The sequence below is a fragment of the Bradyrhizobium sp. genome, assembly GCF_004799445.1.
In the GTDB taxonomy this organism is placed as follows: Bacteria; Pseudomonadota; Alphaproteobacteria; order Rhizobiales; family Xanthobacteraceae; genus Bradyrhizobium.
The window spans coordinates 23,488-47,020 of record NZ_SSNA01000038.1 but is presented as its reverse complement, the minus strand read 5'-3'; the positions used below and the strand labels follow the sequence as shown (position 1 = coordinate 47,020).

Sequence of the window (23,533 nt, the reverse complement as noted above, 5' to 3'; positions counted from 1 at the left end):
TGGCGTCACGCCCGGCTGTGGACCTCCCGCACGACGTGACGGACCGTGCGATCTAAACATGCGATATGCTCCTGCCGTCGAAGCGCACCGGGTAGGAGCTGGTTTCAGGAAGATTTGCAGACGGCGGACTCAATCCCCCGCAAGATGGCTCTGTCCCAGACCTCATATCCGGCCATGTTCAGATGGATGCCATCGAGCGTATGACGTTCCGGCATGGCGGGCAGAGAAACGAACGATGCCCCAACCTCTTTCGCGAGCTCAGGAAGGATCGCGTTATAGCTGTCGATCAGCGCGGCGCTGACTTTCTTCGCTTCCTCAAATCCTTCCTCGGGTTGCGGTATCGCCAATATCGCCGCGCGGGGCGTTAAGGCTGCGATGGTGCCGAGCAATGTCCGGTAGTTCGAGCGGTATCGCTCGACGCTGTTCGGTATCGCCGCGTCGTTGGTTCCAAGCGCAACCACGACAAGGGCGGCGCGCTTGCCGCCGAGCGACTGGGTGAGAAGCGAGCCAAGATTGCTTTCGGTCGAAGCACCTCCTATTCCGGCGTTCACGATCGGATGCCCGCACATTGACCGCGGCAAGGTCGAAGCCTCCACGATGCTGTCACCGAGAACGACGATCGCATCGTCAACCCGCGCCAGCGTTGAGGCGATGATGAGCTGCCGCGTCGGACGGTGGGTGTCCAGTATGGCAGGTTTCCTGGGCCATGCAGCCAAGGCGCAGGCCGCCACAAAACCGATCAGCGCGATACGGGTCGAGTTCATTCGGCTGCCATTGCGCCTACGACGCGCAGCGGTTGCTCCGCGCCTGCCGACATCCGCTTGCGCAACCGCCGCGACAGCTCAAGCGCATAACGATCGATGGGAAGAAAAAACGTGCTGGCCGCGAAAGCGAAACAGATCCCGGCGACGATCGCGCCAAGGCGAGCCAACTCGATGCCGATCACGCCGTTCAATGCCAGGAATAAGGCGGCTGCGGGCCCGAGAAGAATCGGCCAGTGGATCAGGTAGATCGGAAACGAAAATCTGGAGCCGGCCACCAGCCATGGCCGCGACAGAAAATCGCGCGCGGCCTGCAGTTCGATGAGCCCGATCAGAACAAGGATTGCGCCCAGGGTCTTCTGCTGCATCGGCGCAAACTGACCGGGGAACAGCAGATAGGTGGGATAGGCGCATAGAACGCGCAGCCATTCCGGTTGCCACGCTTCCGCGAGGACACAGATGAAAACGCCCGACAGAACGGAGAAGACTGGCAGTAACTTGCTGGCCGGCGCCGGTCTTTCCGCGCGCTCGAACGACGCCAGGAGGTGGCCGACAATAAAACAAATATAGGCACTTCGGATCGTGAAGGCCGCGCCGAGCAGCACGACCGTCCACCACAACAGACGCGATCGTCGCACGCACCAGCACAGCGCCAGCACGATGATCGAGCCGTAGAACTCGATGCTAAGTGTCCACAGCGGCACAACAAAGGATTGCTCTATCGGCTGCTGCCATGGCGCAAGAAATGCGACTCCGGGCAAGCCGGCATACCCGAGGAACAAGGCGTTGGCGGTGCCATCCCTGATGACCGAGAAGAACGAGACGCCGGTGCTCCATTGACTGGCAAACCAGCTGGATCCGCTGAGTTCGCCGGCCGCCACGTTCGGCTTCCCGAACAGCAGCATGACAGAAGCGGCGACCAGCACCGCGGCCATCGCCGGCAAGCCGAGGCGGATCACCCGGCCGAGGATTAGCGAAGGTGGATTGACCAGATTGCGTTCGAAAGAGCGGGTCAGGACATATCCGCTGAGCGCAAAGAATATGTAGACCGCGGAGTAGCCGTCATAGAGGAAATATAGCGGCGACAGATGAATGGCGCCTGCGACGGCGGCGCCGGCCGGCAGCGCATAAACCAGATCCGGCGCGAAGGCAGCAAAGAAGTGCAGTAGCAGTACCTGGAGCGCCGCAAGGCCTCTGATGGACTCGAGATAGGCGATACGGGGCACGCTTTCACTCCTTCAAGCATCCGCCACGACGAGCGCTGGCCACGCGAAGCTCCCTTGGTCGCGAGCGCACCGCTCAAGCAATAGGCTATACGGCATTGAAGAAATCTTAATGTTTTGGGGCATTGAGACGAGGTTCTGCCGAACAACGCTGCAAATTACCCGCGGGGCCGGATCGATCCGGGCCGCCGCTGCCGATCCGGAGCAAGCGCCGGCCGACCCTGACTATGTCCGCTCATCGGCATGTCGCAAAGGTGCCGGACATCGACGCGCATTTGCCGTCGACGCAGACCCGCCAAAGCAGAGACCGCCTCGCGGCGGTCGCTGCGGAATTGGCCCGAAGCGTCAGGCTTTCAGGAACGCGAGCAGGTCGGCATTGATGGTGGCCGCCTCCGTGGTGGGCATGCCGTGCGGAAAGCCCTTGTAGGTCTTCAGCGTGGCGTTCTTCAGGAGTTTCGCCGACAGCGGCCCGGCGGCGACATAGGGAACGATCTGATCGTCTTCGCTGTGCATTACCAGCACCGGCACCGTGATCTTCTTCAGATCCTCGGTGAAATCGGTCTGCGAGAAGGCGACGATGCCGTCGTAATGCGCCTTGGCGCCGCCCATCATGCCCTGGCGCCACCAATTCGCGATCACGGCCTCCGTGGCCTTCGCGCCCGGCCGGTTGTAGCCATAGAACGGACCCTCCGGAAGGTCGCGATAGAATTTCGAGCGGTTGGCCGCGAGCTGGGCCTGCAATCCGTCGAACACTTCCTTGGGCAGGCCGTCGGGATTGGCCGGCGTCTTCAGCATCAGCGGCGGCACCGCGCTGATCAGCGCCGCCTTCGCCACGCGGCTCTCGCCGTGCCGTCCGAGATAGTGCGCCACCTCGCCGCCGCCGGTGGAATGCCCGACGTGAATGGCGTTCTTCAGGTCGAGATGCGCCGTCAGGGCCGCAAGATCGTCGGCGTAGTGATCCATGTCGTGGCCCTCGCCGGTCTGGGTCGACCGGCCGTGGCCGCGGCGATCATGGGCGATGACGCGGTAGCCGTGATCGAGGAAGAACAGCATCTGCGCGTCCCAGTCATCGGCCGACAGCGGCCAACCATGGCTGAACACGATAGGCTGACCTTTGCCCCAGTCCTTGTAGTAGATCTCGATCCCGTCCCTGGTCTCGATTGTCGGCATTTTCATTCTCCATGAAAATCGGCATTCGCCATAAATACACGCGGTCCGCGAAAATGCGGCCGCAAGCCACGATGTCCGGGTTTATCGATCGAGTACGACGCCTTGATGGCCGCAAAGCCGGGACGGCCAAGTGCCGCCCGCATCCGACCGGGCCTGATTTTCTCTAGCGATTTTTGTCCATCGGCGGTTATCACGAACGCGCGACGCCTTTGCCCTCTGGACACGAACCTGCGGCAAATCCAAACTCGCCCGGCACAGAGGAGCTGCCCCGATGACGATGATCGATTCCCAGGTCCATGCCTATGAGGCCAACACCGCGAAGCGACCCTGGCACAGTGTGCCGAACTGGCCCGATCACGTCACGGGTGACGAGATGGTGGCGGCGATGGACAAGGTCGGCGTCGACGGCGCGATCTTCATCTCCGCCTTTTCGATGTACCGCTACGACGCCAGCTATGCCGTGGAAGTGCAACGCGCCCATCCCGGCCGGCTCGCCATCGTCAAGCCGGTCGACCCTGACGATCCCGGCGTGGCCGATGTCGTCGCCGACTGGAAGAAAACGCCGGGCGCGGTCGGAATCCGCATCATGCTCACGAAGGAGGCCAATCGCGCGCCTGATGACCCGGGCCTCGACCGGATCGCACGCGCGGCCGTCCGCTACGACTTCCCGGTCAACATCCTATGCTGGGGCAATCTGGACGCGGGCACGGCGCTGATCGATCGCCATCCCGAGACGCGATTCATCATCGATCATCTGGGCATCATGCAGCCGCGCGTACCGCCCGCGCCGCCGCAGCCATGGACCGACCTTCCCAGGGTATTGGAACTGGCCAGGCGCCCGAACGCGGTGATCAAGGTCAGCGGCGCCTGCACGCTGTCCCGCGAACCCTATCCCTTCGCGGACATCTGGGATCCGCTTGCCCGCGTGTTTGATGCCTGGGGTTTCGATCGCTGCCTGTGGGGCACCGACTGGACGCGCGCGTTCGCCGTCGTCAACTACGCGCAGGCCGTCGAGCCCTTCCGCAAATCCGACCGCCTGAACGAGACCGAGCGGGCCATGCTGATGGGCGGCGCCTGCGCCAGGGCCTATGGCTGGTCACCGAAGAAAGGCTAGTGCTCGCGAATAGAACCACGCCAGCCGCCGCAGGGCGGCGGCTTGCTTTTCAGATCAGCGTCACGCTGATGCGTTTCGCACGCGGCGAGCCGAGGAAGACGTCGTTTCGCACCGCTTGGGCCGAGTGATGAGTCCGCAGCCGGCCCTTTTCCGACATGCCGGGGCGGCCTGACGATGTACGCCGGTCGGGAAAGAGCAGAAGTTAGCGGCGCGCGGTCGAATCGACGCGAACGACCCGAACCGGACATTCTGACGTCGCTGTGATTGACACCCCTACACGTGTTAAAGGCAGGTTCGACGCCAGCCCACTGTCGCCAAAAACAGGGGTCCTACCTTCGGGCAGCACTTCCGTGCGCGATGATATTGTTATTGTGATGCGTCATTAAAATCCTTTCAGGATGGGGAAAAGCCTTGCGCGAAAAGGAACTCCGGATAGCGCTTGTTTGTTTCGGCGGCGCCTCGCTCGCTATCTATATGCATGGGATCACCAAGGAGATTCTGAAACTCGCCCGGGCATCCAGCGCCCTTCACGCCATCACCGACCGGGGAAAACGCTCGGCGGCGGAATTCTTCGATATTCGCGACCGCGCCGATCCCGAATTCGACACTGAAGCGATCTATTTCGATCTGTTGCGCGATATCGGTCGAACGATCGATCTGCGGGTCATCGTTGACATCGTCGCGGGAGCCTCCGCGGGCGGTATCAATGGCATCATGCTGGCACGGGCATTGAGTCACGACCTGCCGATGGGCCGGTTGCGCGACCTCTGGCTTGAGAATGCTGACGTCACCGAACTACTGGCATCGGAAGCGAAGGCACACCTATCGAGCAAGTGGTTCCTTCGGCCGCTGTTCTGGGCGGCAGGCCTGGCAGGCCTGAAACTGATCAATGACCTGGAGGTGCGCTCCAAGCTATCGTTGTTCATGCGGTCTCGCTGGTTTCAGCCACCATTCGACGGCCCGAAGATGACGGCGCTGATGTATGACGCAGTGGCCGCCATGGGAACGCCACGGGAGGAAAAGTCCTCCCTGCTTCCTTCAGGCCAGGGTCTCGATTTGTTTGTGACCCTGACTGACTTCAACGGTTACCAGAGAACCATGCAGATTCACAATCCGCCGATCATCCACGAGCGCGAACACCGCCACCGGCTGCATTTCAAATACCGCAGGAGTGCAAGCGGAGCCATTGAGAGCGATTTCGACATGATGAATGCGCCTGCACTGGCTTTCGCCGCGCGCGCGACCTCATCAATTCCCGGAGCGTTTCCACCGGCGCGTATTTTGGAAGTCGACGAGTTCCTCAGAAATCGCTCCATTGATTGGCCGCGCCGCGCAGAGTTCATTGCGCACAATTTCGAGAATTATGCGCGAATGAACGTCGACGTGACTTCCATTCCCTTCATCGATGGCAGTGTTTTGAGCAGTCATCCCTTTCGAGAGGCGGTCAACGCTATCCAGGGCCGCGCCGCGTATCGCGAGGTCGACCGACGGGTGGTTTACGTCGATCCCAATCCCACGCCTGCGGGTATGGCTGTGCATCACGGCATGCCGGGATTCTTTCCCACGTTGAAGGGCGCGCTGTCGGAAATTCCATTGTCCCAACCCGTGACCGACGAGCTCGTCTGGATAGACCAATTCAACGAACAGGTGCGCCGGCTGAGAGCGATTGTCGACAGCGCGCGGCCGAATATCCGCCGGCTTGTCGTAGAGGCCATGACCACCGACCGCGAACAGCCGATCAGCCAGGATCGAATTCGCGGCTGGCGCGAGCAGGCAAATATCAAGGCCGCCCGCGACGCTGGTTTCGCGTATGATGCCTATGTCCGCCTGAAGCTCGCCTCGGCGCGCGACTTCGTCAGCAGGCTGATCATGGAGGTCAGAGGGGTTCGTCCGGAATCCCCATTCGCGCGGTCAATCGAGGAGATCATGAACGCCTGGGCGATCCAGGCCGGAGTGACCTACGAGTCCGCGAATGACCGGTCTTTTCGGGCGGAAACTGCTACCGGCCTCGACACCGCCCCAAGCTGGATCAGGTTCCTGCTGGCGTTCGACGTGGGTTATCGAAAGCGCCGGCTGCGCTTCCTGATCGAAGGTCAAAACCGCCTTACTCAGATGCTCGGGTCACCAGAGCTCGAAGGCCTGGATGCCGCCGTCGTCGACCGCCTGAAACGCAAGTTCTACGAATGCACGGAGGCGCTGGAGCGAAGAGAAACGGTCGCCTCCGTCGACGCGACGACGTGCAATCTGGTCGAGGACATCTTCAGAGCAGGGCCATCTCCGACCGAGCTCAGAGAGATAGCCAAATATGCGCAGTCGTTCGTCGCGCGACACAAGAATCAGATTGACGCGCTGATCGAACGTCTTGGCTTGGATATCGATCTCAAGGCCAGCACCTCGGACATCGACGTTCTTCTTGCTGAATCCAGGGACTGGCCACCCGCTGCGATGCGCGAAGTGCTGGTAAATTATCTCGGGTTTCCCTTCTGGGACGTTGTGACGTTTCCAGTGATGCCATGGCGGGAGGCCGGGGAATTCAATGAGGTAAAGATCAATCGCATTAGCGCGCAAGATGCCACCGGCATCAACCGAATGGGAACTTTCTACCTGAAGGGTACGGGATTCAATCAATCCGCAGCGTTCTTGTCGCGCGCTTACCGCGAGAACGACTACCTGCTCGGTCGCCTGCACGCCATCGATCGTCTCATCGATATCGTTTCCGAGGCGGTCGGTTCGGAATCCCAATCGCCGGCCGCCGTGGCGGCACTAAAAAGAAGAGGATTTCTCCGGATTCTGGATGTGGAGGAGAGCCATCTACCTACGTGTAAGCCATTGATCGCGGAGCTGCGGGCCGCGCTCGCCGCAGATGGGGCGCCCGAAACGTTCAAAGCGAAGAGATGATGGTCCTGGCCGTTCAGGAACGGACATGGCGCAACCTCGTCATCCGGCACCAAAAAATGTCCGCGGCAAAGCCCAGGTTGATCTGCATCAATCAATATTGACACGCCGCGTCATATTCTAAACTTATGTTCGACCTTAATTACTGGAGGGCGCCATGCAGAAGTTCGTCATGGTCTCCCGGAATAGTGACCTTGCAGATGACGCGGCCTCCGGGTCCGTTGTCGTAATCCAGTCAGGGCGGCGCCCAATGGCGCATCAACTTAATTCGGTCTTCGGAAACGAGCCGACGCCGCAAATCATGATTCAACTGATCGGATGCCGCATAGAGACTGCCGACCCGCGTGGAGACAGAAGAACCTAAGGGCTACGGCAAATTCAAGCAGCCCATCGACCCCTTGCCCGCGGCGCCGACCGCGCCGGCGGCCCTGCCATATTGGAGAGGTATCGTGACCCAAACAACAATGGCCTACCTGGAACAGCGATATATCGTTCTCGAAAAAGAAATAGCTAATGCTTTGCATCAAAGCCCGACTGACGATTTAGCGATTGCCGACCTTAAGCATCGCAAGTCAATTATCGCCGATGAGATTCAACATAACCGTCGCCTTGTCGAACGTTTTCGCAAACTCACCGCCAGCGCTCACTAAAGCCGACTAACTTGGCGTGAGGCGAACTGATCCCATTTCAATGGTCATCGAGGGGCCTCAGTCAGGGTTATCGATATGGGCAACCAACGCGAAGCTGAGGGCATTGAGGCGGAACTCCGGCGGACCTTCGAACAGATCATCCCGTTCAATCGTGTGCTCGGTCTCAAGATCGACTCGCTCGACTTCAAGGCGCCGCGACTGAGGTTCGACATGCGGCCCGAGCTGGTTGGCAACCCGGTCCGCCAAATTCTGCACGGCGGTGTGATCTCGGCCACCCTGGACGTGGTAGGCGGCCTCGCAATCGCTCTGGCTTCGATCACCCGCAAAGCCGAAGATATCCCCGTGCGACATTTTCCGGATATTGGCACCATAGATCTGCGCATCGACTACCTGCGGCCAGGACGCGGCCATCATTTCCTGGCCACGGGTCGCGTGGTTCGGCTCGGCGGCCGCGTTGCGGTGGCCCACATGGAGCTCGTGGACGACACAGGCGAGCAAATCGCGACCGGTTCGGGGGCCTACATCGTCGGTTGACCTCACAACAGCCGCCCGGATGGCTTCCGGCACAGCGCAAGCATGGCGCGATGGACGTCCCACCCCTCAATGGTCGCGCCTGAGGGTCGGGCATTCGGACGACCTGCGAACCGGCGGCCGCTGACCCGCGCCTGGCATTTCCCCAACCTTCCGCCAAACGCCGCGACGAGGCCGGCTTCGACATCTCGGATGGCGCCTCGCCAGGACTGGCCAAATGCACAACGGCGATGGAAAAGTCGATTGTAGGCCGCTGGCAGGCCATTTATATTTGCCACATTGATCGACGTCGCGTGTACTGATCAGGGCGTCATGAGGGGGAATTGGATCAAATGCCAAAAATAGCTTCGATTTTGGCTTGCTGTGCGGTGGCCTCGATGGTTTCGCTGGCTGCACAGGCGCTTCCCGGTTCGCCCGCGCCAACCCAGGTCCCGGCTTCTGAAGTCATCATGGTGAGTAGTCCTTGCTGGGATGGCTTTCACCGCAGCCGCGCCACCGGCCGCTGTGTATCTGACGGCGTGACCTATGCGGGACCGCAGGCTTTCGGCCTGCCCTATGTCGAACTGCCGTCGGTCCGCCTGCCCTATGCAGAACTACCCGTCCGCCTGCCCTACATCGAACCACCGGCCGTCCGCCTGCCCTATGCGGAACTGCCCGTCCGCCTGCCCTACGTCGAACCGCCGGCTGTCCGCCTGCCCTATGCAGAACTGCCGGTTCGCCTGCCCTATGTCGAACCGCCAGCCGTCGGCCTACCCTATGTCGAATTGCCGGTTCTGGGCACCTCGCCCGTGTGCCCGAACGGCTACTCCTATTATCCCGCCTACCGCCGCTGCGCCCCCCTCTACGGGGAGAGGTTGATCACGAAGTGATCGGGTGAGGGGGAATATCCGCGAGTCCGACTTTGACGAGAGTCCCCCTCACCCCAACCCTCTAAGAGCGAGCTTCGCTCGTCTCGACCCCGCAAGCGGGGAGAGGGAGCAGCGACCGATCGCCGCTGCACCTCAACCTAAAATCATCCCGTTCCAGGCATTCAGTTGGGCGTTTCGCCTGACTTCACCGCCATTTCGTGCGTTCGCGCACGCCGGCAAGCGCGGCGCGAACGCCGGCAATCACCTGGGGCGTATCGAGTGCTGTGAGCTTGCCACCGCGCTTGAGGATGCGACCGTCGACCACGACCGTGTCGACGTTTTCCGGGCCAGTCGCCTCGAGCACGAGATGCGCCGGATCGGTCACCACGGCCATGTTGAGGGCATTCGGGCTGATCGCGATCAGGTCGGCGCGCTTGCCCGGTCTGAGCGATCCTGTTTTGTCGTCGATCCCCATCGAGCGCGCGCCCTCGATGGTGCCAAGCTCGAGCGCCTTGCGCGCCGTCATCTTGAACTCGCTTTCCACCTTGGCGTTCTCGGAGTCGCGCGCCAGCTTGAGCACGCCGAACAGATTTGAGCTTCCGGTCAACGCCGAGGTATCGATCGAGATGCCGAGCGGAATGCCTTTGGCCAGCATCTCGCTGATCTGCGGGTAGCCATAGCCAATGCGCAGTTCGGAGCCGGGCGACACCGAGACCGCAGCGCCCGACTCCTTGATCATGTCCAGTTCCGCGGCACTCGCCGACAGCGTGTGAATGAGCTGGACGTCCTTGCCCATCAGCTTCGCCTTGTAGAGCGGCTCGATCTGGTTCACCGCCTTGCGGGCGCTCGCGACATGCACCGTGATCGGCAAGCCGAGCTTGCGGGCATTGTCGAATTCCGGCTGATACACCTCCGGCTTGATCGGGCCGGCGCGGAACTGCCCGCGCCATGCCATGCCGAGGGTGATGAGGCCTTCGTTGGACCAGCTCTTCCAGTCGCGGGCCAGGCGCTCGATCGGCCCCTGGTCGGCCGACTGGGTGTCGGGAAAACCCTGCGGCCAGCCGCAGGAATGGCGGGCGCGGATGCCGACTTCCGCGAGCGCACGGAGATCGGCCTCGGCGTGGGCCGCGCTGCGCACGTTGTGGCACCAGGAGTGCACGAAGGTCATCCCGGAATTGATTGCCTCCGCCGCGGAGAGCCGCGTGCTCGCAAAGGTGTCGTCCGGACTCATCTGCTGGCCGAAGCGCGCGACCGTCGGGAAATAGCCGTCTTCCGGCCTGTCGCCGGCAAAACTGCGGAACAGCGTGTTCCACATATGCCAATGCGTTTCGACCAGGCCGGGCATGACGATCATACTGGTGCCGTCGATCTTGTCGCCGCCGCCGACGTCCTTGCCGACCGCGACGATCTCGCCGTTGCGCACGTGCACCGAACCGTCGGCGATGTCGCCGAGCCCGCCGTCCATCGTCATCACATAGGCGTTGGCGATGGTGAACTCGCCGCGCGCCGGAAGCCTCGCGGAGCCGGTGTTGCCGAGCCGTTCCTGCGCCATCAGCGACGGTGAAAATAATCCGGTTGCGCCGGCTGCGCCGAGCGCGGCAGCGCCGCGAATGAAACTACGCCTGCAGACTTCGCACATGGACCCCTCCCGGAAGCAATTCTGGCAAATCTTGCACCAAGCCGGCGCGCACGTCGCCCCGGCAGATATTCGCTGTTGTGGAAAGAGCGGACATCAAACATTCGATCCGCTCGTGGCGCCGTTCGGACGCATCCGCTCAGGCCGGCGAGGCCCGCAGCGTTCGATCGCCGGCATCATCCGCGCCGGCAGGCCGGTTCGATACGGATCAAAGCTTGGTGGATGCGCGGGACAGAAGCTTCCAGTCGGCGCCCTGCTTCTGCCAGTTCATCAGGATGTGGAGATTGGTGGCGGTTTTCTTGCCATCAGCGGCGGACTGGCTTTCGGCGACCCAGTGGAATCGCACGATCGCCGCGGGGCCGACCACGCGGATACTCGTGTCCTGGTAGGCCAGCGACAGGAATTTCGATTTTCCGTCGGTGGCGTTGGTGACGAAGGTCGCCCTGTCCTCGACCCTTCCGTCGGAGTGGCTGTAGCTAAGCTCCGCCGCGCACAGCCCGTCCAGTGTTTTGGCGTCGGCGGCGAACTGGGCCGCGCGGAACGCCTCCACACTCTTGGCGACGGCGTCTTCCTCCGCGCCCGCGAAGGCGGGGATCACTCCCAGCAGTCCAATGGCAAGCACCGGCAGGGCCAGCTGGCGACGATCGATATTCATTTGCTTCCTCCGCTGTTTTTTTCTGAGGGCAGTCCTGTTTGAAGGCAGTCTTGCAGTCGCTCCCTGCTTTGTCGAGCATCCGCTTTGGCCGACGGACGGCGCCTGATGCTGCATCTGCGAACCAGGTGCTTCACCGCAGTGCGATCGGGCGGGGCTGCCCCGCAGGGCGGACGTCGAATTCTTCAGACGTCGAATGATCGCGTCGGCCTGGCGAGGTTCATGGCCGTAGTTCTACGCGGTCGATATTTCATCGTCGATTAAATCTGTCGTGAAAAGATGGGCGGCGCTCGTCCGGGCGATGGGGATTCGCTATGGAAATTCTGACGGTTATCGCCCTGTTATTGTTGCTCCTGGTGATCTCATCGGGGCGTTTGATGAGGTCTTATTTCGTCCGCGGGCGCCATCGCGGCATGCAGGAAGCGGCGGCCGAGATCATTCGGGGCGTCAACGCGCACTTCGAAGTCGCAGGCCAGCTACCTGCTGAAGTTTCGAAGGCGCTGGAGAAATTGAAAAGCCCGGCCGGACACGTCTCACACCGCAGGCAACGAGATCAAGGTCACGCGCATCTCTGGGTTTTCGGAGATGCGCTTGGAAGCGCCTGTTGGAGCAAGGGTAACCGTTCAGGCAAGCTATCGATGGCTCCGCGAGAGGGCAAGATTCGTGTCGAGTTATCGCCAGACGAATTGCAGCAATTGACCTGGCTCGCTCATCTCGGCTTTCAATATATGATGCCGAATTACCGCGGCTTCGAAAGCCATCGTTTCAGCGGGGAAGAGGATGCGCGTGACGCCGCCAAGGCGGTCGAGCGACTTGAAGTGTCTGTTCCCGTGACACAGCGGCCGGTCGATCCGATCGCTCTGTCCAACGGGCGCCTGGCCTTGATCGACAGTTGGTGGTCCGAGCGTAAACTGGCGGTCGTCTAGTCCCGCAGGAGTCGTCCTCGTCAGCCTTGTGGTCATCGATCGGCTGGCGCGCGGCCTAGAGCAAGATCGGTTCTGACTGAATCAGAACCGACGCTCTAATCTTTTGTTTTGACGCGTTTTCTTCACGCGAACCGGTATCCACCCACGGATCAAGTCCGAGGGCATGCTTCGCTCGAAAACGCTCTAGTAAAACCGGTGAAAATGGTGGATCGGGCCGTGACCGTGGCCGACCTCGAGCCGATCGGCCGCCGCGATCGCCGCACTGATCCAGGCCTTGGCCTGGCGGACGGCGGTTTCCAGCGCCTCGCCCTTGGCAAGCAAGGCTGCGATCGCGGAAGACAGCGAGCAGCCGGTCCCATGGGTATTATCGGTGGCGATGCGCGGCGCCGGCAGCGCGATGGTGCCGCTGGCCGTGATGAGATAGTCGATGCTCTCGGGGCCCTGCCCGTGGCCGCCCTTGACCAACACCGCCGGACAGCCGAGAGCCAACAGCCGCCTGCCCTGGCCCGCGATCGCGGCTTCGCCCGATGCGACCGGCTCGTCCAGAAGGGCGGCGGCCTCCGGCAGGTTCGGGGTGAGCAGCGTGGCGCGCGGAACGAGCTTTGCGCGCAGGCCCGCAACGGCGTCGGGCGCAAGCAGCAGATCTCCTGAGGTCGCGACCATCACCGGATCGAGCACGACATGCGCGGGCGACCACCGCGCCAACGCGGCGGCGATGGCCTCGATGCTGGCCAGTTGCGCCACCATCCCGATCTTGACGGCCTTGACGTCGAGATCGCCAAACACCGCATCGATCTGCGCGGCCACGAACGCGGCCGGCACCGGATGAATCCCGCTCACGCCGGTTGTGTTCTGGGCGGTCAGGGCGGTGATGACGGAAGCGCCGTAGACGCCGAGCGCCGCGAACGTCTTCAGGTCGGCCTGGATGCCGGCGCCACCGGACGAATCCGAGCCGGCGATGGTGAGTGCGATCGGTATCGTCATCGCAGGGCTCGCAGCCGTCCGGATTGTCGCATCATGCGCATGTTCTGTCCTAGCGCGGCGTGTTGTTGCCAGCAAGTTCAGGGACGCTATATTGAACCGGGCGCAAAGCCCTTTTCGGAGACGACAGCGATGGTTCCCTTCTTCGTCCAGTTCAAATGCAAGCTCGGCCAGTCCTACGCCGTCGCCAACGCGCTCGCCGAGGCCGAGATCGCCTCCGAGATCTATTCCACCGCGGGCGACTACGATCTGCTGGTCAAATTCTACGTCGAAAACGACACCGACATCGGCCACTTCGTCAACGAGAAGGTGCAGGTGATTCCCGGCATCCAGGACACCCACACCATCATCACCTTCAAGGCGTTCTAGAGCGGCCCTGGTGCCGTGAAGCCATCAGAGGGGTCGGCGGACGGCCGCCTGGATGCGCATTCCGGACTCAAGGCGAACATCGCGTGAGATTCGAAAAGTACCATATTCGGACCTCGCAGATCAAAGGGCCTTAGTGAAGTGGTAGCGACGAATTCCACCACCCAAAGTCTTGTTACTGGCGGCCACAGCATCCTCTTCGCGGACCAGCTGGTATCCTGCATTTTGATAGAGCGCCAGAGCTTCTCGCTGAAGTTCAGAAGTACTCAGATCCATTCTCGGTCGGTTGCGTCGTCGGCATTCTTGTTCCGCGAAATCCAGCATTTTTCGAGCAATCCCCCGGCGCCGGAAATCAGGGTCGACGTACATTCGGCGCAGTTCAATTGCCCCATCGCTCGACGGCTCTAGTCCGAACATGCCAACGATCTTCTGGTCATCGATGGCGACCCAGAAGCCGCCCTTCCGCTCCGAATAGTAATCAGAGACTCGATCAACTTCTTCAGTTAACGAGCGAGCGACGTAGACTTCGAACGCGTCCCTCATATCCGCAGGCGCCAATAAACGGTTCACCCGGATGAACAGCTCGCGCACCGCGGCCGCATCGTCAGTCGAGAACTCGCGGATTTCCATCTGACCCCATAGGCTCCCATCACATGGGGCGCGTGTACGCGCTTCTTGGCGGATCAACCTGCACGAGGATACCGCACGGACCGCGCGGCAGGCTAGCATCACGACGCCTGAATGTCTCAGACGGGTCATAAGCGCCGATGTCCCGCTTCCCGTTGAGGGCATCGATTTGGCACCGGGACGCGTTCCCGATCAGGACTTGCCACCCTTCGCGGCTTTCTTCGGCCGTGGCGGTCCATCGACCGGCGGCAGCGACTTGATGTAGTCAGCGATCGCGGCGCGATCATCGGCCGGCAATTGCGAGATGTTCTTGATCACGCGCGCCATCGCGCCGCCGGCAGAGTCGCCGTCGGGCATTTGCCCGGTCTCGAAAAAATAGGCGAAGTCACTGACGCTCCATTCGCCGAGGCCCTTTTGCGTGATGTTCGGCACCCAGCCCTCGCCTTCCGGATTGGGGCCGCCGGCGAAACGCTGCGCGGCAATGATTCCGCCGAGGAAATTTCGCGGGGAGTGACACTCGGCGCAATGGCCGAGGCTGCCTGCCAGATACGCGCCGCGATTCCACCGGGCCGAGCGGGTGGGGTCCGGCACAAAGGGCTTGCCGTCGACAAACAGCCATTTCCAGATCCCGACATTGCGCCGGATATTGAACGGAAACGGCACGTCGTGACCACGCGCCTTTCCGGATACCGGGGCCAGCGTTTTCAGGTAAGCGAACAGGTCGCGCACCTCGTCGACCTTCGCACGCTGGTACGAGGGATAGGGAAAGGCCGGAAAGTAGTGCGATCCCGCCGGCGAAACCCCCTTGGTCACCGCGGCCACGAATTCGGCCTCGCTCCACCGCCCGATGCCGTCGGCCGGATCGGGCGAGATGTTCGGCGCGTAGAACGTCCCGAATGGCGAGGGAATCGCAAGGCCGCCACCGAGCTTCAGGCGATCGGGCTGGCCGGGCACGGCGTGGCAGGAGGAACATCCGGCGGCATTGAACGTTGTGAGGCCGTTCGCCAGGTTCGGCGTGTAGGCCGCCAGCAGATCCGGCGAAACGACGGCCGGTATCGTCAGCCACCAAAAAACAGCGAATGCGAGGGCGCCGGCCATCACGGAGCTAAGGAAAATTCGTCGCAGCATTCACCGATCCGTCACTAACCATCTCGAACTAACGGCTAGTATGGCGGCTAATCCAGCCATAGGCTGCCTGAAAATTTGGGCTGCCTGAAAATTTGGGCTGCCCGAAAATTTGAAGCGTTGAAGCCGGTTCCGGGAATAAAACCGGAATCCCGTTGTTTTGAAACTGGCGTCGTCGATCGGCGCCCACAGGGAGAAAACCATGTCGAAGACGAGAACCATGCTTGCGATGCTTGCGCTGGGAGCGACCGTTGCGTTCGCCGGACCGGCTTTCGCCGAGAAGATGAAAGCGACGCTGGACGGCAAATCCGAAGTACCACCGAACGCCAGCACCGGCACCGGCACCGCCGATATCGATTACGATGCCGCCACCAAGAAGCTGAGCTGGAAGCTGACCTATTCGGGGCTCTCCGGCCCCGCGACCGCGGCCCACTTCCACGGGCCGGCCGAAGCCGGCAAGAACGCCGGCGTCGCCCTGGCCATCCCGGACGCGACCAAGAGCCCGGTCGACGGCAGCGCCACGCTGACCGACGCCCAGGCCGCCGACCTCGCGGCCGGCAAGTACTACATCAACGTCCACACCGCGGCCAATCCGGGCGGCGAAATCCGCGGCCAGGTGACGAAGTAAGTCTCGCGCGCGAGAATAAATAACGAAACACGAAAAAAGGGCGGACGCATCAAGCGTCCGCCCTTTCTCCCCCCAGCCGGATTTAACTGTTCTTGACGCGGTAGGTCTCGTGACAGCCGCCGCATTGCTTGCCGATGGTGGGCAAGGTCGCCTTTAGCGTGTCCAGATCCGTGATCTTGCCCTTGGCGTCCGCGACGGCCTTGGCGAAGCTGGCGATGTGCTCGTCGAAGCCGGCCCGGTCTTCCCAGACTTTTGGTGATGGGAAGTAATCTCCCTCCGGCTTCAGACCCTTGGTGCTGTCGGGAAACAGGGTTGGAAACTTCTTGATGGTATCTTCGAACTGGGCCAACGCGGCATTGACCGCGGCCTGATCATACGGCTTTTCGCCCTTGACCATCGCCGCCAGCGCGCCTGCGTTCTTTCCATTACCTTTCATCATGTCCTGGGTCTGCTTGACCTGGTCCTGCTGCGCGGCCACCGCGCCTATGCCGAGTACCAACGCTCCCACCACAACTACCGTTCGCATCATCAGCCTGATCTCCCTGTTTGAACCATGCGATTGAACAAGTTTCCCGACCAACTAGAGCGAGATGACTTTTCGTTGAATCGTCGTCTCGCTCTATCTTTTTGTTTGAGCATGATCTTTTCGGAAAACCGCTGCCCACTTTTCCGGATCATGCTCTAGCGACCGCTGAGGCGAAGCCGTCGCCATGCCAACCCCGGGTGCCATGCTCCATTCCCGCGCGTTGGCAAAATATCACCAATCAATATCACAGATTATGCCGGCGCTGATGCTCGCGGATCGCGATCCAGACCCGCTCGGGCGTGGCAGGCATGTCGATGTGATCGATCCGGTATTCGCGCCACAGCCCTTCGATGATCGCATTGACGACCGCCGGACAGGAGCCGATCGCACCGGCCTCGCCCGCGCCCTTGACGCCGAGCGGATTGGTCTTGCACGGGATATTGTGGGTCTCGAATATGAATGACGGACCGTCGGCCGCCCGCGGCAGCGCATAATCCATGAACGTTGCGGTGACGAGCTGGCCGTCCTTGGGATCATAGACCGCCTGCTCCATCAGGGCCTGGCCGATGCCTTGCATCGCGCCGCCATGCACCTGGCCGGCCAGCAGCAGCGGATTCAGCGTCACCCCGAAATCGTCGACAATGACGTAGTTGATGATCTTGATGGTGCCGGTGGCAGGATCGATTTCGACCTCGGCAAGGTGGGTGCCGTTCGGAAAGGTGCCGTCGGCGGCCGTGAACGTCGCGCTCGCGTTCAGCTTCGCCGGATCGACGCCGGGCCGCTTCGCCAGATCGGCAAAGCTGATCGACCGGTCGGTGCCGGCAATCCGGATCGTACCCTCACGGATTTCGAGGTCGCCGGCACTGGTTTCCAGCGCTTCGGCGGCGATCTCGCGCAGGTTTTCGCCGAGTTCGCGGGTCGCACGCTGGACGCTGACGCCGCCGGTCGGAATCGAAGCCGATCCGCCGGTGCCGAGACCGGTGGCGATCCGGTCGGTGTCGCCCTGCAGGACATGGACGCGCTCGGGCGGCAGCCCGAACTGCTCGGCGACCAGCTGCGCATAGGCGGTCTGGTGGCCTTGCCCGCTCGACTGGGTGCCGATCAGGATCGAAACGTCGCCACTGGAATCGAGCTGCACCTTGGCGGTCTCCTCGCCCATCGTGCCGCAAACCTCGACATAGCTCGCAAGCCCAATGCCGCGCACCAGGCCCTGCTTCTTCGCGGCCTTGGCGCGCTTGCCGAATTCCTTCCAGTTCGCGATCTCCATCGCCCGCTTCATATGCGCGGCAAAGTCGCCGGAATCGTAGACCTTGCCGGTTGCCGTCTTGTATGGCATCGCCCGCGGCAGAATAAAATTCTTGCGCCGGATCGCCTCCGGCGTCATGTCGAGTTTCCGCGCGGATGCATCGACCAGCCGCTCCAGCACGTAGGCCGCCTCGGGGCGTCCGGCGCCGCGATAGGCATCGACCGGCACGGTATTGGTGAACACGGTGCGGACGCGGCAATGGAACGCCTGGATGTCGTAAAGCCCGGGCAGCATGCCGGCGCCGCCGTGCGGAATATAGGGCCCGAAGGTCGACAGATACGCGCCCATGTCGCCGAGCAGATCGACATCCATGCCGAGGAACCTGCCGTCTTCGGCCAATGCCATCCGCGCCGTGGTGGCATTGTCGCGGCCTTGCGCGTCGCCGATGAAATGATCGGCGCGATCGGCTGTCCATTTCACGGTCTTGCGCAGCTTGCGCGCGGCGAATGCGGCGAGCGCATATTCGCGATACGGAAACAGCTTGGTGCCGAACCCGCCGCCGACGTCCGGACAGATCACCCGCATCTTTTCCAGCGGGATCTTCAGCACCATGCCGCCGATGATTTCGCGCAAGCGATGGCTACCCTGGCTGCCGATCGTCAGCGTCAGGTGATCGCGCTTGGCATCGTATTCGCAGACCACCGCGCGCGTTTCCATGAAGTTGGTGACGATGCGCGGATTGACGATCGAGATTTCGGCGACCGTATGCGCCTTCGCGAACGCCGCCTCGGTCGCCTTGCTGTCGCCGATCGACACGTCGAACAGCACGTTGCCGGGATGCTGGGCCCAGACCTGCGGCGCGCCCTTCTTGACCGCGTGGAGAACGCCAACCACCGCCGGCAGCGGCGTCCAGTTCACTTCAATTGCCTCGATCGCGTCGCGCGCGGCATCAACGGTATCGGCGACGACAAACGCCACGGCGTCGCCGACATGACGTACCTCATCCCTGGGCAGAATCGGATAGGGCGGGCCGGTGAATGGATCGACTTCGAGATTGAACAGGCACGGCAGGTCGCCGAGATCCCTGACGTCCTCCGCCGTCAGGATCGTGGCGACCCCCGGGAGGCCGCGGGCGCGGGCGGTATTGATGGTGAATTTGGCGTGGGCATGCGGCGAGCGCAGCACCAGCGCATGCAGCGAAGGCTGCGGCGCGAAATCGTCGGTGTAGCGGCCCTTGCCGCGAATCAGCGCATCGTCTTCTTTGCGAAGCACGCTTTGACCGACGCCGAATTTGATGGGAGCCATCGTATCTCCACCTGCCATCGCTGTTTGCGCGCCATATTGGCGCGGTTCGCGGCGAAGCGCAAACGGCTCTTTATCTTGAACCGTCTCCTTTAAGGCGTGAATCCATAGATTCAGAGTGATTGGCGGACGTCCGCTTTGGTGCGCATTCCGGACGAAGGCCGGACCTAGCGTGAGGTCAGAAATCTGCCAGGAGCGGGCATTCAGCTGGGCGACGGTTACGTCAGCTCAGCGACCATGCGCTTACCTTAAGTTTGGAGCAGACGGTTGCTTGAGGCTGAGAATGAAGGCGATCAAGTCGTTAGTCTCTGAGTCAGGGATTATAAGGTTAGGCATTTCCTTGTGATTTGAACGAAGAAATACCTTTAAGGAAAGCGCCGTGGTGGACGGCGAATTTGCAACATCGACGAAGCTCGGGGGCCCGTCCCGATTCGTTTTCCCGATCTGATGGCAGGGGACACAAAGGATCGTCGCCGTTTGACGACCAATCAAAGGATTTCCTTCAAGAGGTTGTGCTGTCGCCGAAAGCGGTAGCGCGAGCATCAGGTAGATCAACACCAACCTAGCCATGGGATCATGCCCTTGTCGTTTCCATCAAATGTTGAGCACAAACGTGCCTATGACCTATTGATGCAAATCAACCTGCGTTATGAGGCGTCGCGCGATGAGCGCTCTCACATCATTATGATCCACGTCTCATAGGATCACCGCCGAACTCGGCGATCAGACTTGATAGGTCGCTGCCAAAGCAGACTTGAGCCCATCCGAGCGTTCGATCCGGCCCCGCCATCCCGACCAAAAACCGCGTTTTTACACCGCCTGAGTCAAAACCGGAAGTAACTACCCGGCATCGTCGTGTCCGCTTTGCCCAGAATCGGACATCAAGCGCTTATGAGTGAACTCGCTAGCCGCGCACCAGCGACCTCAGCCAGCCCCTGCCGAACAGCAGCAGCACCGATCCAGCATAGACCAGCGTGCCGACCACGATCAGCAATAGCAACGCGGCCTCGTCACGCAACGCGCTCAGCCCGGAAAAATGAGTGCTGGCGAACCTTGCCGTCAGCCAAAGTGCTGCGCCCAGCTGGCGCTGATTGACCGCGGGCTATCCTGCGATCGAGCTCTGTACCGGCGCCGGTATCGGTACCGGTGCAGGACTCAGCGGGGCACCTCCGACCGAAACTGGGCCGAAAGGTTTGGACAGTGGGGGAGCAATTTTTCGCGGCGTCCGGACCACCCGGGCGCGAAAATTTGAATGCGGGATGCTGGAGGTCGTCAACGGCGCCGCCGCACTCTGCAGAGCGTCCACCTGCACCGCCAGCGTGGAGAGTTGACGGGATATTCTTTTCAAATCCGCCTGTGAGGTTGAGGCGCTCTGCGTGAGCGACACCAACACAGCTGCACTTTGCTGCTGCGACAACTGAATATCCCTCAGTGCCGCGCTGATGACGGGATCCGGTATCGGGGCTGAAGCCGTCTCGTGTGGAGACTGCGCAACGAAGCGATTGAAATTCGGCAGGGAGAAGCGATCTAAATCCGGTAAGGAGAAGTGATTGAAATTCGGCAAAGAGAGGCCATTGAAGTTCGGCAAAGAATTGGCGATGGCCCCGCCAATCACGGCCAAGGCGGATAACGACACCACTATCGCCGGCACTCGGCCCAAAGCGCCCCGATGTGCCGTCTCAGGCTGTTTGTCTCCTTGCGCTGCTTTATCCGGTGTTTCAGCCACCTGCGTTCCCTACATGTCAGCCCAGTCGCAAGATTTCTCCTCGCCGCCGATCAGCAAAACAAAAAAGAGCCGTCGCGTGAACGATCACGCGACGACTCTCGCGCGATTGCCCACCCAAAATCATGGGCTTATATGGTTAATGATCAGTTATTCTCGGCCGTCTGGCGCGTGAGGCGATCTGCTGCCGGTTGCCGACCGTTCTCTGTGATTTGTGGTCGTGCGCTTTGATGCGCATCCCAGACGAAGGCCGGACAAGGCGTGAGGTCCGAAAAGCGCCTGGATTCGGACATGCATCATTGTATCGGCGCGAAGCCGCGCCCACGGCAAATGGTCACTGCGACTTGCGGACTGTCTTTCCCAGAGTGTTTTCTGGTCTTCGGAGACCCATAGCGATCCAAGCGGCAATCAACCTCAACATGAACCTGCCGGAATGACCGGCATAATTCGGCAAGTCATCAGCAAGTTCGACGCCGTCTCGTCGGTCCTGCGTCATGACCCGCATTTCAAGGGGCGGAGCGTCTGCCGGAAAGCGATTCCGGTACATCGTCAGCCAATGTCCCTTGGTGAAGTCGAGGAACATTGCCGAATTGCAACATGCGGCAATGACCCGCCGGGTCGGGGAATCCGGCTTGAGTCGGTGCTCTTCAAGATACTCCTCCCCCGTCACACATTGTACTCGATCCTTTCGATATACGACGTAGTCTGTTCCACCGTCGGGATTGAGCACGGGTGGCGCAGAAGCCAGTTGCTCGAAACGGCTTCCGGCTTCTTGGCAACTTGCGCAATAACAGGAGGCGGTCAGAATCCGCTGGCCGACTGCCTCCAGTTTCACCTTGCCGCATCGGCAAATTCCGGAGAGGTGTTTTTGCTGTTTCTGGTTCACTGCGATCGCCCGTTCGTAGGTCCTGCATGAAGTCATTTTGACGTTAGCAAGAAACGTCCGCAACGGGGGCAAAACCGCAAGTGACTACCCGGCGTCGCCCTGTCCGCTTTGCCCAAAATCGGACATCAAGCGTTTATGACTACACTCCTTAGCCGCGCACCAGCGACCTCAGCCAGCCCCTGCCGAACAGCAGCAGCACCGATCCCGCATAGACCAGCGTGCCGACCACGATCAGCAGCAGAAGTGCGGCCTCGTCGCGCAACGCGCTCAGCGCGGAAAAATGCGAGACCGCAAACCTTGCGGCCAGCCAAAGCGTAGCGCCCAGCACGGCCCCGCAGGCAACAAACTTCGCCAGCGATCGCGTCAGCGCGCGATCGAGCTCGAGATAGCCGGCCCGTACCGCAAATCCGATCACCAGCAGCAGATTGATCCAGGCGCCGACCGCGGTGGCGAACGCCAGACCGACCTGCGCGAGCGAGCCGACCAGCGCAATCTTCAGTCCGACGTTGACGGCGACGCCGGTCAGCGCCGCTTTCACCGGGGTCGCGGTATCCTTGCGGGCATAGAAGGTGGCGACCGCGCTTCGGATCATCACGAAGGGAATCAACCCCACCGCGTAGGCGGCCAATGTCGCGGCTGCTGCGGCGGCGTCGGTCTTCGAGAACGCGCCGCGCGCAAACATCGCCCGCACGATGACGTCGGGAACCGTCAGGAAGGCGGTGACGAACGGCACCGAAAACAACAGCGTGAATTCGAAGGCCCGCCGCTGCTCGGCAAGCGCGCCGGCGTGATCGCCCGCCGTCAGCCGCCGCGACATTTCCGGCAGCAACACCGTGCCGATCGCAATCCCGATCACCCCGATCGGAAGCTGGTTGAGCCGGTCGGCATAATACAGCGCCGACAGCGCGCCGGCGGGAAGGAATGTCGCGATGATGGTGTCGGCGAACAACGCGACCTGCGTGCCCATCGAACCGATGGTCGCAGGCCCGAGCGCGCGGAAGAAGGCGCGGACGTCGTCATCGAGCCTGGGCATGGCGAACCGGGGCAGCCCGCCATGGCGGGCCAGATCGCCGGCAAGCAGGAAATATTGCAGGAAGCCGGAGATCAATACGCCCCACGCCGCGGCATGGCCCGGCGTCGGAAAGTAGACCGCCAGCGCCAGCGTCGCCATCATCGAGATGTTGAGGAAGATCGACGCCGCCGCAGCACTTGCGAAGCGATGCATCACGTTGAGCATGCCGCCATACAGCGTCACCAGCGTAATCAGCAGCAGATATGGAAAGGTGATCCGCGTCAGCTCGATCGCCAGCCGCCGCTGCTCGGCGTCGTCGGTGAAGCCGGGCGCGAGGATACTCATGGCCTGCGGAGTGAACAGCCAGGCGAGTGCGAGCAGGACGAGCTGCGAGCAAAACAACAGCGTGAAGATGCGACCGGCGAACAAGGATGCCGATTTTTCGCCGCGCTCGCCGTGGACATGGGCGTAGGCCGGCACGAACGCCGCGTTGAAGGCGCCTTCGGCGAAGATGGCGCGAAAATGGTTGGGCAGGCGCAGCGCCACGAAGAACGCATCCGCCACGGGACCTGCGCCGAGGATCGCCGCGAGCATGATGTCGCGCGCAAATCCGGTCAGCCGCGAAAGGAGCGTATAGCCGCCGACAGTGAAGATACGACCGAGCATGCGCAGCTTCTAGCACCTCAACAAAAGAGTTCGTCGCAT

21 protein-coding genes are annotated in these 23,533 nt (G+C 61.6%); 8 read left to right on the top strand and 13 right to left on the bottom strand.

Annotated features, from left to right (window positions below):
* Nucleotides 1-104 precede the first annotated feature (104 nt).
* From E8A46_RS04200 to E8A46_RS04190, 3 genes are all read right to left on the bottom strand, one after another.
* Entirely contained in the window at nt 105-764 is a 660-nt protein-coding gene (locus E8A46_RS04200) for an SGNH/GDSL hydrolase family protein (protein ID WP_291557864.1), read from the bottom strand.
* Nucleotides 761-1,987: an acyltransferase gene (locus E8A46_RS04195; protein WP_291557862.1), complete on the bottom strand. Its 1,227-nt coding sequence runs from the start codon at nt 1,985-1,987 to the stop codon at nt 761-763. Before E8A46_RS04195 ends, E8A46_RS04200 begins: the two co-directional genes overlap by 4 nt.
* 342 nt (nt 1,988-2,329) lie before the next feature.
* Nucleotides 2,330-3,154, bottom strand: a complete 825-nt coding sequence (locus E8A46_RS04190; RefSeq protein ID WP_291557859.1) for an alpha/beta hydrolase — start codon at nt 3,152-3,154, stop codon at nt 2,330-2,332.
* A 271-nt stretch (nt 3,155-3,425) separates the two neighbouring features.
* On the opposite strand from E8A46_RS04190, the gene E8A46_RS04185 reads away from it, so the two are divergent.
* The 5 genes from E8A46_RS04185 (at nt 3,426) to E8A46_RS04165 (ending at nt 9,213) form a co-directional block, all read left to right on the top strand.
* Nucleotides 3,426-4,268 carry an amidohydrolase family protein gene (locus E8A46_RS04185; RefSeq protein ID WP_291557856.1) on the top strand — a complete coding sequence of 281 codons (843 nt, stop codon included), beginning with the start codon at nt 3,426-3,428 and terminating at the stop codon, nt 4,266-4,268.
* 411 nt (nt 4,269-4,679) lie between these two features.
* Entirely contained in the window at nt 4,680-7,166 is a 2,487-nt protein-coding gene (locus tag E8A46_RS04180; protein WP_291557853.1) for a patatin-like protein, read from the top strand.
* A gap of 341 nt (nt 7,167-7,507) precedes the next feature.
* Nucleotides 7,508-7,813 (top strand): YdcH family protein, encoded by a 306-nt coding sequence (locus tag E8A46_RS04175; protein WP_291557850.1) that lies wholly within the window; start codon nt 7,508-7,510, stop codon nt 7,811-7,813.
* 75 nt (nt 7,814-7,888) lie between these two features.
* The gene (locus tag E8A46_RS04170) at nt 7,889-8,347 is read left to right on the top strand and encodes a thioesterase family protein (protein ID WP_291557847.1); all 459 of its coding nucleotides are present in this window, start codon (nt 7,889-7,891) and stop codon (nt 8,345-8,347) included.
* A 329-nt stretch (nt 8,348-8,676) separates the two neighbouring features.
* Nucleotides 8,677-9,213, top strand: a complete 537-nt coding sequence (locus E8A46_RS04165) for a hypothetical protein (RefSeq protein ID WP_291557844.1) — start codon at nt 8,677-8,679, stop codon at nt 9,211-9,213.
* A gap of 184 nt (nt 9,214-9,397) precedes the next feature.
* Here the strand turns inward: E8A46_RS04165 and E8A46_RS04160 are convergent, their stop codons facing one another.
* Together E8A46_RS04160 and E8A46_RS04155 are read right to left on the bottom strand one after the other, a co-directional pair.
* Complete coding sequence (locus E8A46_RS04160) at nt 9,398-10,831, bottom strand: amidohydrolase family protein (protein ID WP_291557842.1); 1,434 nt, start codon at nt 10,829-10,831, stop codon at nt 9,398-9,400.
* Between the two features lie 205 nt (nt 10,832-11,036).
* On the bottom strand, nt 11,037-11,483 hold the full coding sequence (locus E8A46_RS04155; protein ID WP_291557839.1) for a nuclear transport factor 2 family protein: 447 nt from the start codon (nt 11,481-11,483) through the stop codon (nt 11,037-11,039).
* A gap of 311 nt (nt 11,484-11,794) precedes the next feature.
* Here E8A46_RS04155 and E8A46_RS04150 point away from each other — a divergent pair, with 311 nt between their 5' ends.
* Nucleotides 11,795-12,406, top strand: coding sequence for a hypothetical protein (locus tag E8A46_RS04150; RefSeq protein ID WP_291557837.1), 612 nt, complete (start codon nt 11,795-11,797; stop codon nt 12,404-12,406).
* A gap of 183 nt (nt 12,407-12,589) precedes the next feature.
* On the opposite strand, the gene thiD is transcribed toward E8A46_RS04150, so the two are convergent.
* Nucleotides 12,590-13,390: a bifunctional hydroxymethylpyrimidine kinase/phosphomethylpyrimidine kinase gene (gene thiD, locus E8A46_RS04145; RefSeq protein WP_291557835.1), complete on the bottom strand. Its 801-nt coding sequence runs from the start codon at nt 13,388-13,390 to the stop codon at nt 12,590-12,592.
* Between the two features lie 129 nt (nt 13,391-13,519).
* Between thiD and E8A46_RS04140 the strand changes: the two genes are divergently transcribed.
* Complete coding sequence (locus tag E8A46_RS04140) at nt 13,520-13,756, top strand: Lrp/AsnC ligand binding domain-containing protein (RefSeq protein ID WP_291557833.1); 237 nt, start codon at nt 13,520-13,522, stop codon at nt 13,754-13,756.
* A 120-nt stretch (nt 13,757-13,876) separates the two neighbouring features.
* Here the strand turns inward: E8A46_RS04140 and E8A46_RS04135 are convergent, their stop codons facing one another.
* Both E8A46_RS04135 and E8A46_RS04130 read right to left on the bottom strand, forming a co-directional pair.
* Nucleotides 13,877-14,383 (bottom strand): GNAT family N-acetyltransferase, encoded by a 507-nt coding sequence (locus E8A46_RS04135; protein WP_291557831.1) that lies wholly within the window; start codon nt 14,381-14,383, stop codon nt 13,877-13,879.
* Between the two features lie 189 nt (nt 14,384-14,572).
* Nucleotides 14,573-15,508: a cytochrome c gene (locus E8A46_RS04130; RefSeq protein ID WP_291557829.1), complete on the bottom strand. Its 936-nt coding sequence runs from the start codon at nt 15,506-15,508 to the stop codon at nt 14,573-14,575.
* A gap of 199 nt (nt 15,509-15,707) precedes the next feature.
* On the opposite strand from E8A46_RS04130, the gene E8A46_RS04125 reads away from it, so the two are divergent.
* Complete coding sequence (locus E8A46_RS04125) at nt 15,708-16,133, top strand: CHRD domain-containing protein (RefSeq protein WP_291557827.1); 426 nt, start codon at nt 15,708-15,710, stop codon at nt 16,131-16,133.
* An 82-nt stretch (nt 16,134-16,215) separates the two neighbouring features.
* Here E8A46_RS04125 and E8A46_RS04120 read toward each other — a convergent pair whose 3' ends face one another.
* The 5 genes from E8A46_RS04120 to murJ all read right to left on the bottom strand — a co-directional run bounded on the left by E8A46_RS04120 (nt 16,216) and on the right by murJ (nt 23,494).
* Entirely contained in the window at nt 16,216-16,662 is a 447-nt protein-coding gene (locus E8A46_RS04120; RefSeq protein ID WP_291557825.1) for a cytochrome c, read from the bottom strand.
* Nucleotides 16,663-16,903: 241 nt separating this feature from the next.
* Nucleotides 16,904-19,210 (bottom strand): xanthine dehydrogenase family protein molybdopterin-binding subunit, encoded by a 2,307-nt coding sequence (locus E8A46_RS04115; RefSeq protein ID WP_291557822.1) that lies wholly within the window; start codon nt 19,208-19,210, stop codon nt 16,904-16,906.
* Between the two features lie 1,099 nt (nt 19,211-20,309).
* Nucleotides 20,310-20,933: a hypothetical protein gene (locus E8A46_RS04110; protein ID WP_291557820.1), complete on the bottom strand. Its 624-nt coding sequence runs from the start codon at nt 20,931-20,933 to the stop codon at nt 20,310-20,312.
* A 331-nt stretch (nt 20,934-21,264) separates the two neighbouring features.
* Nucleotides 21,265-21,816 (bottom strand): hypothetical protein, encoded by a 552-nt coding sequence (locus tag E8A46_RS04105; protein ID WP_291557818.1) that lies wholly within the window; start codon nt 21,814-21,816, stop codon nt 21,265-21,267.
* A 148-nt stretch (nt 21,817-21,964) separates the two neighbouring features.
* Nucleotides 21,965-23,494, bottom strand: a complete 1,530-nt coding sequence (murJ, locus tag E8A46_RS04100; RefSeq protein ID WP_291557815.1) for a murein biosynthesis integral membrane protein MurJ — start codon at nt 23,492-23,494, stop codon at nt 21,965-21,967.
* Nucleotides 23,495-23,533: the final 39 nt, after the last annotated feature.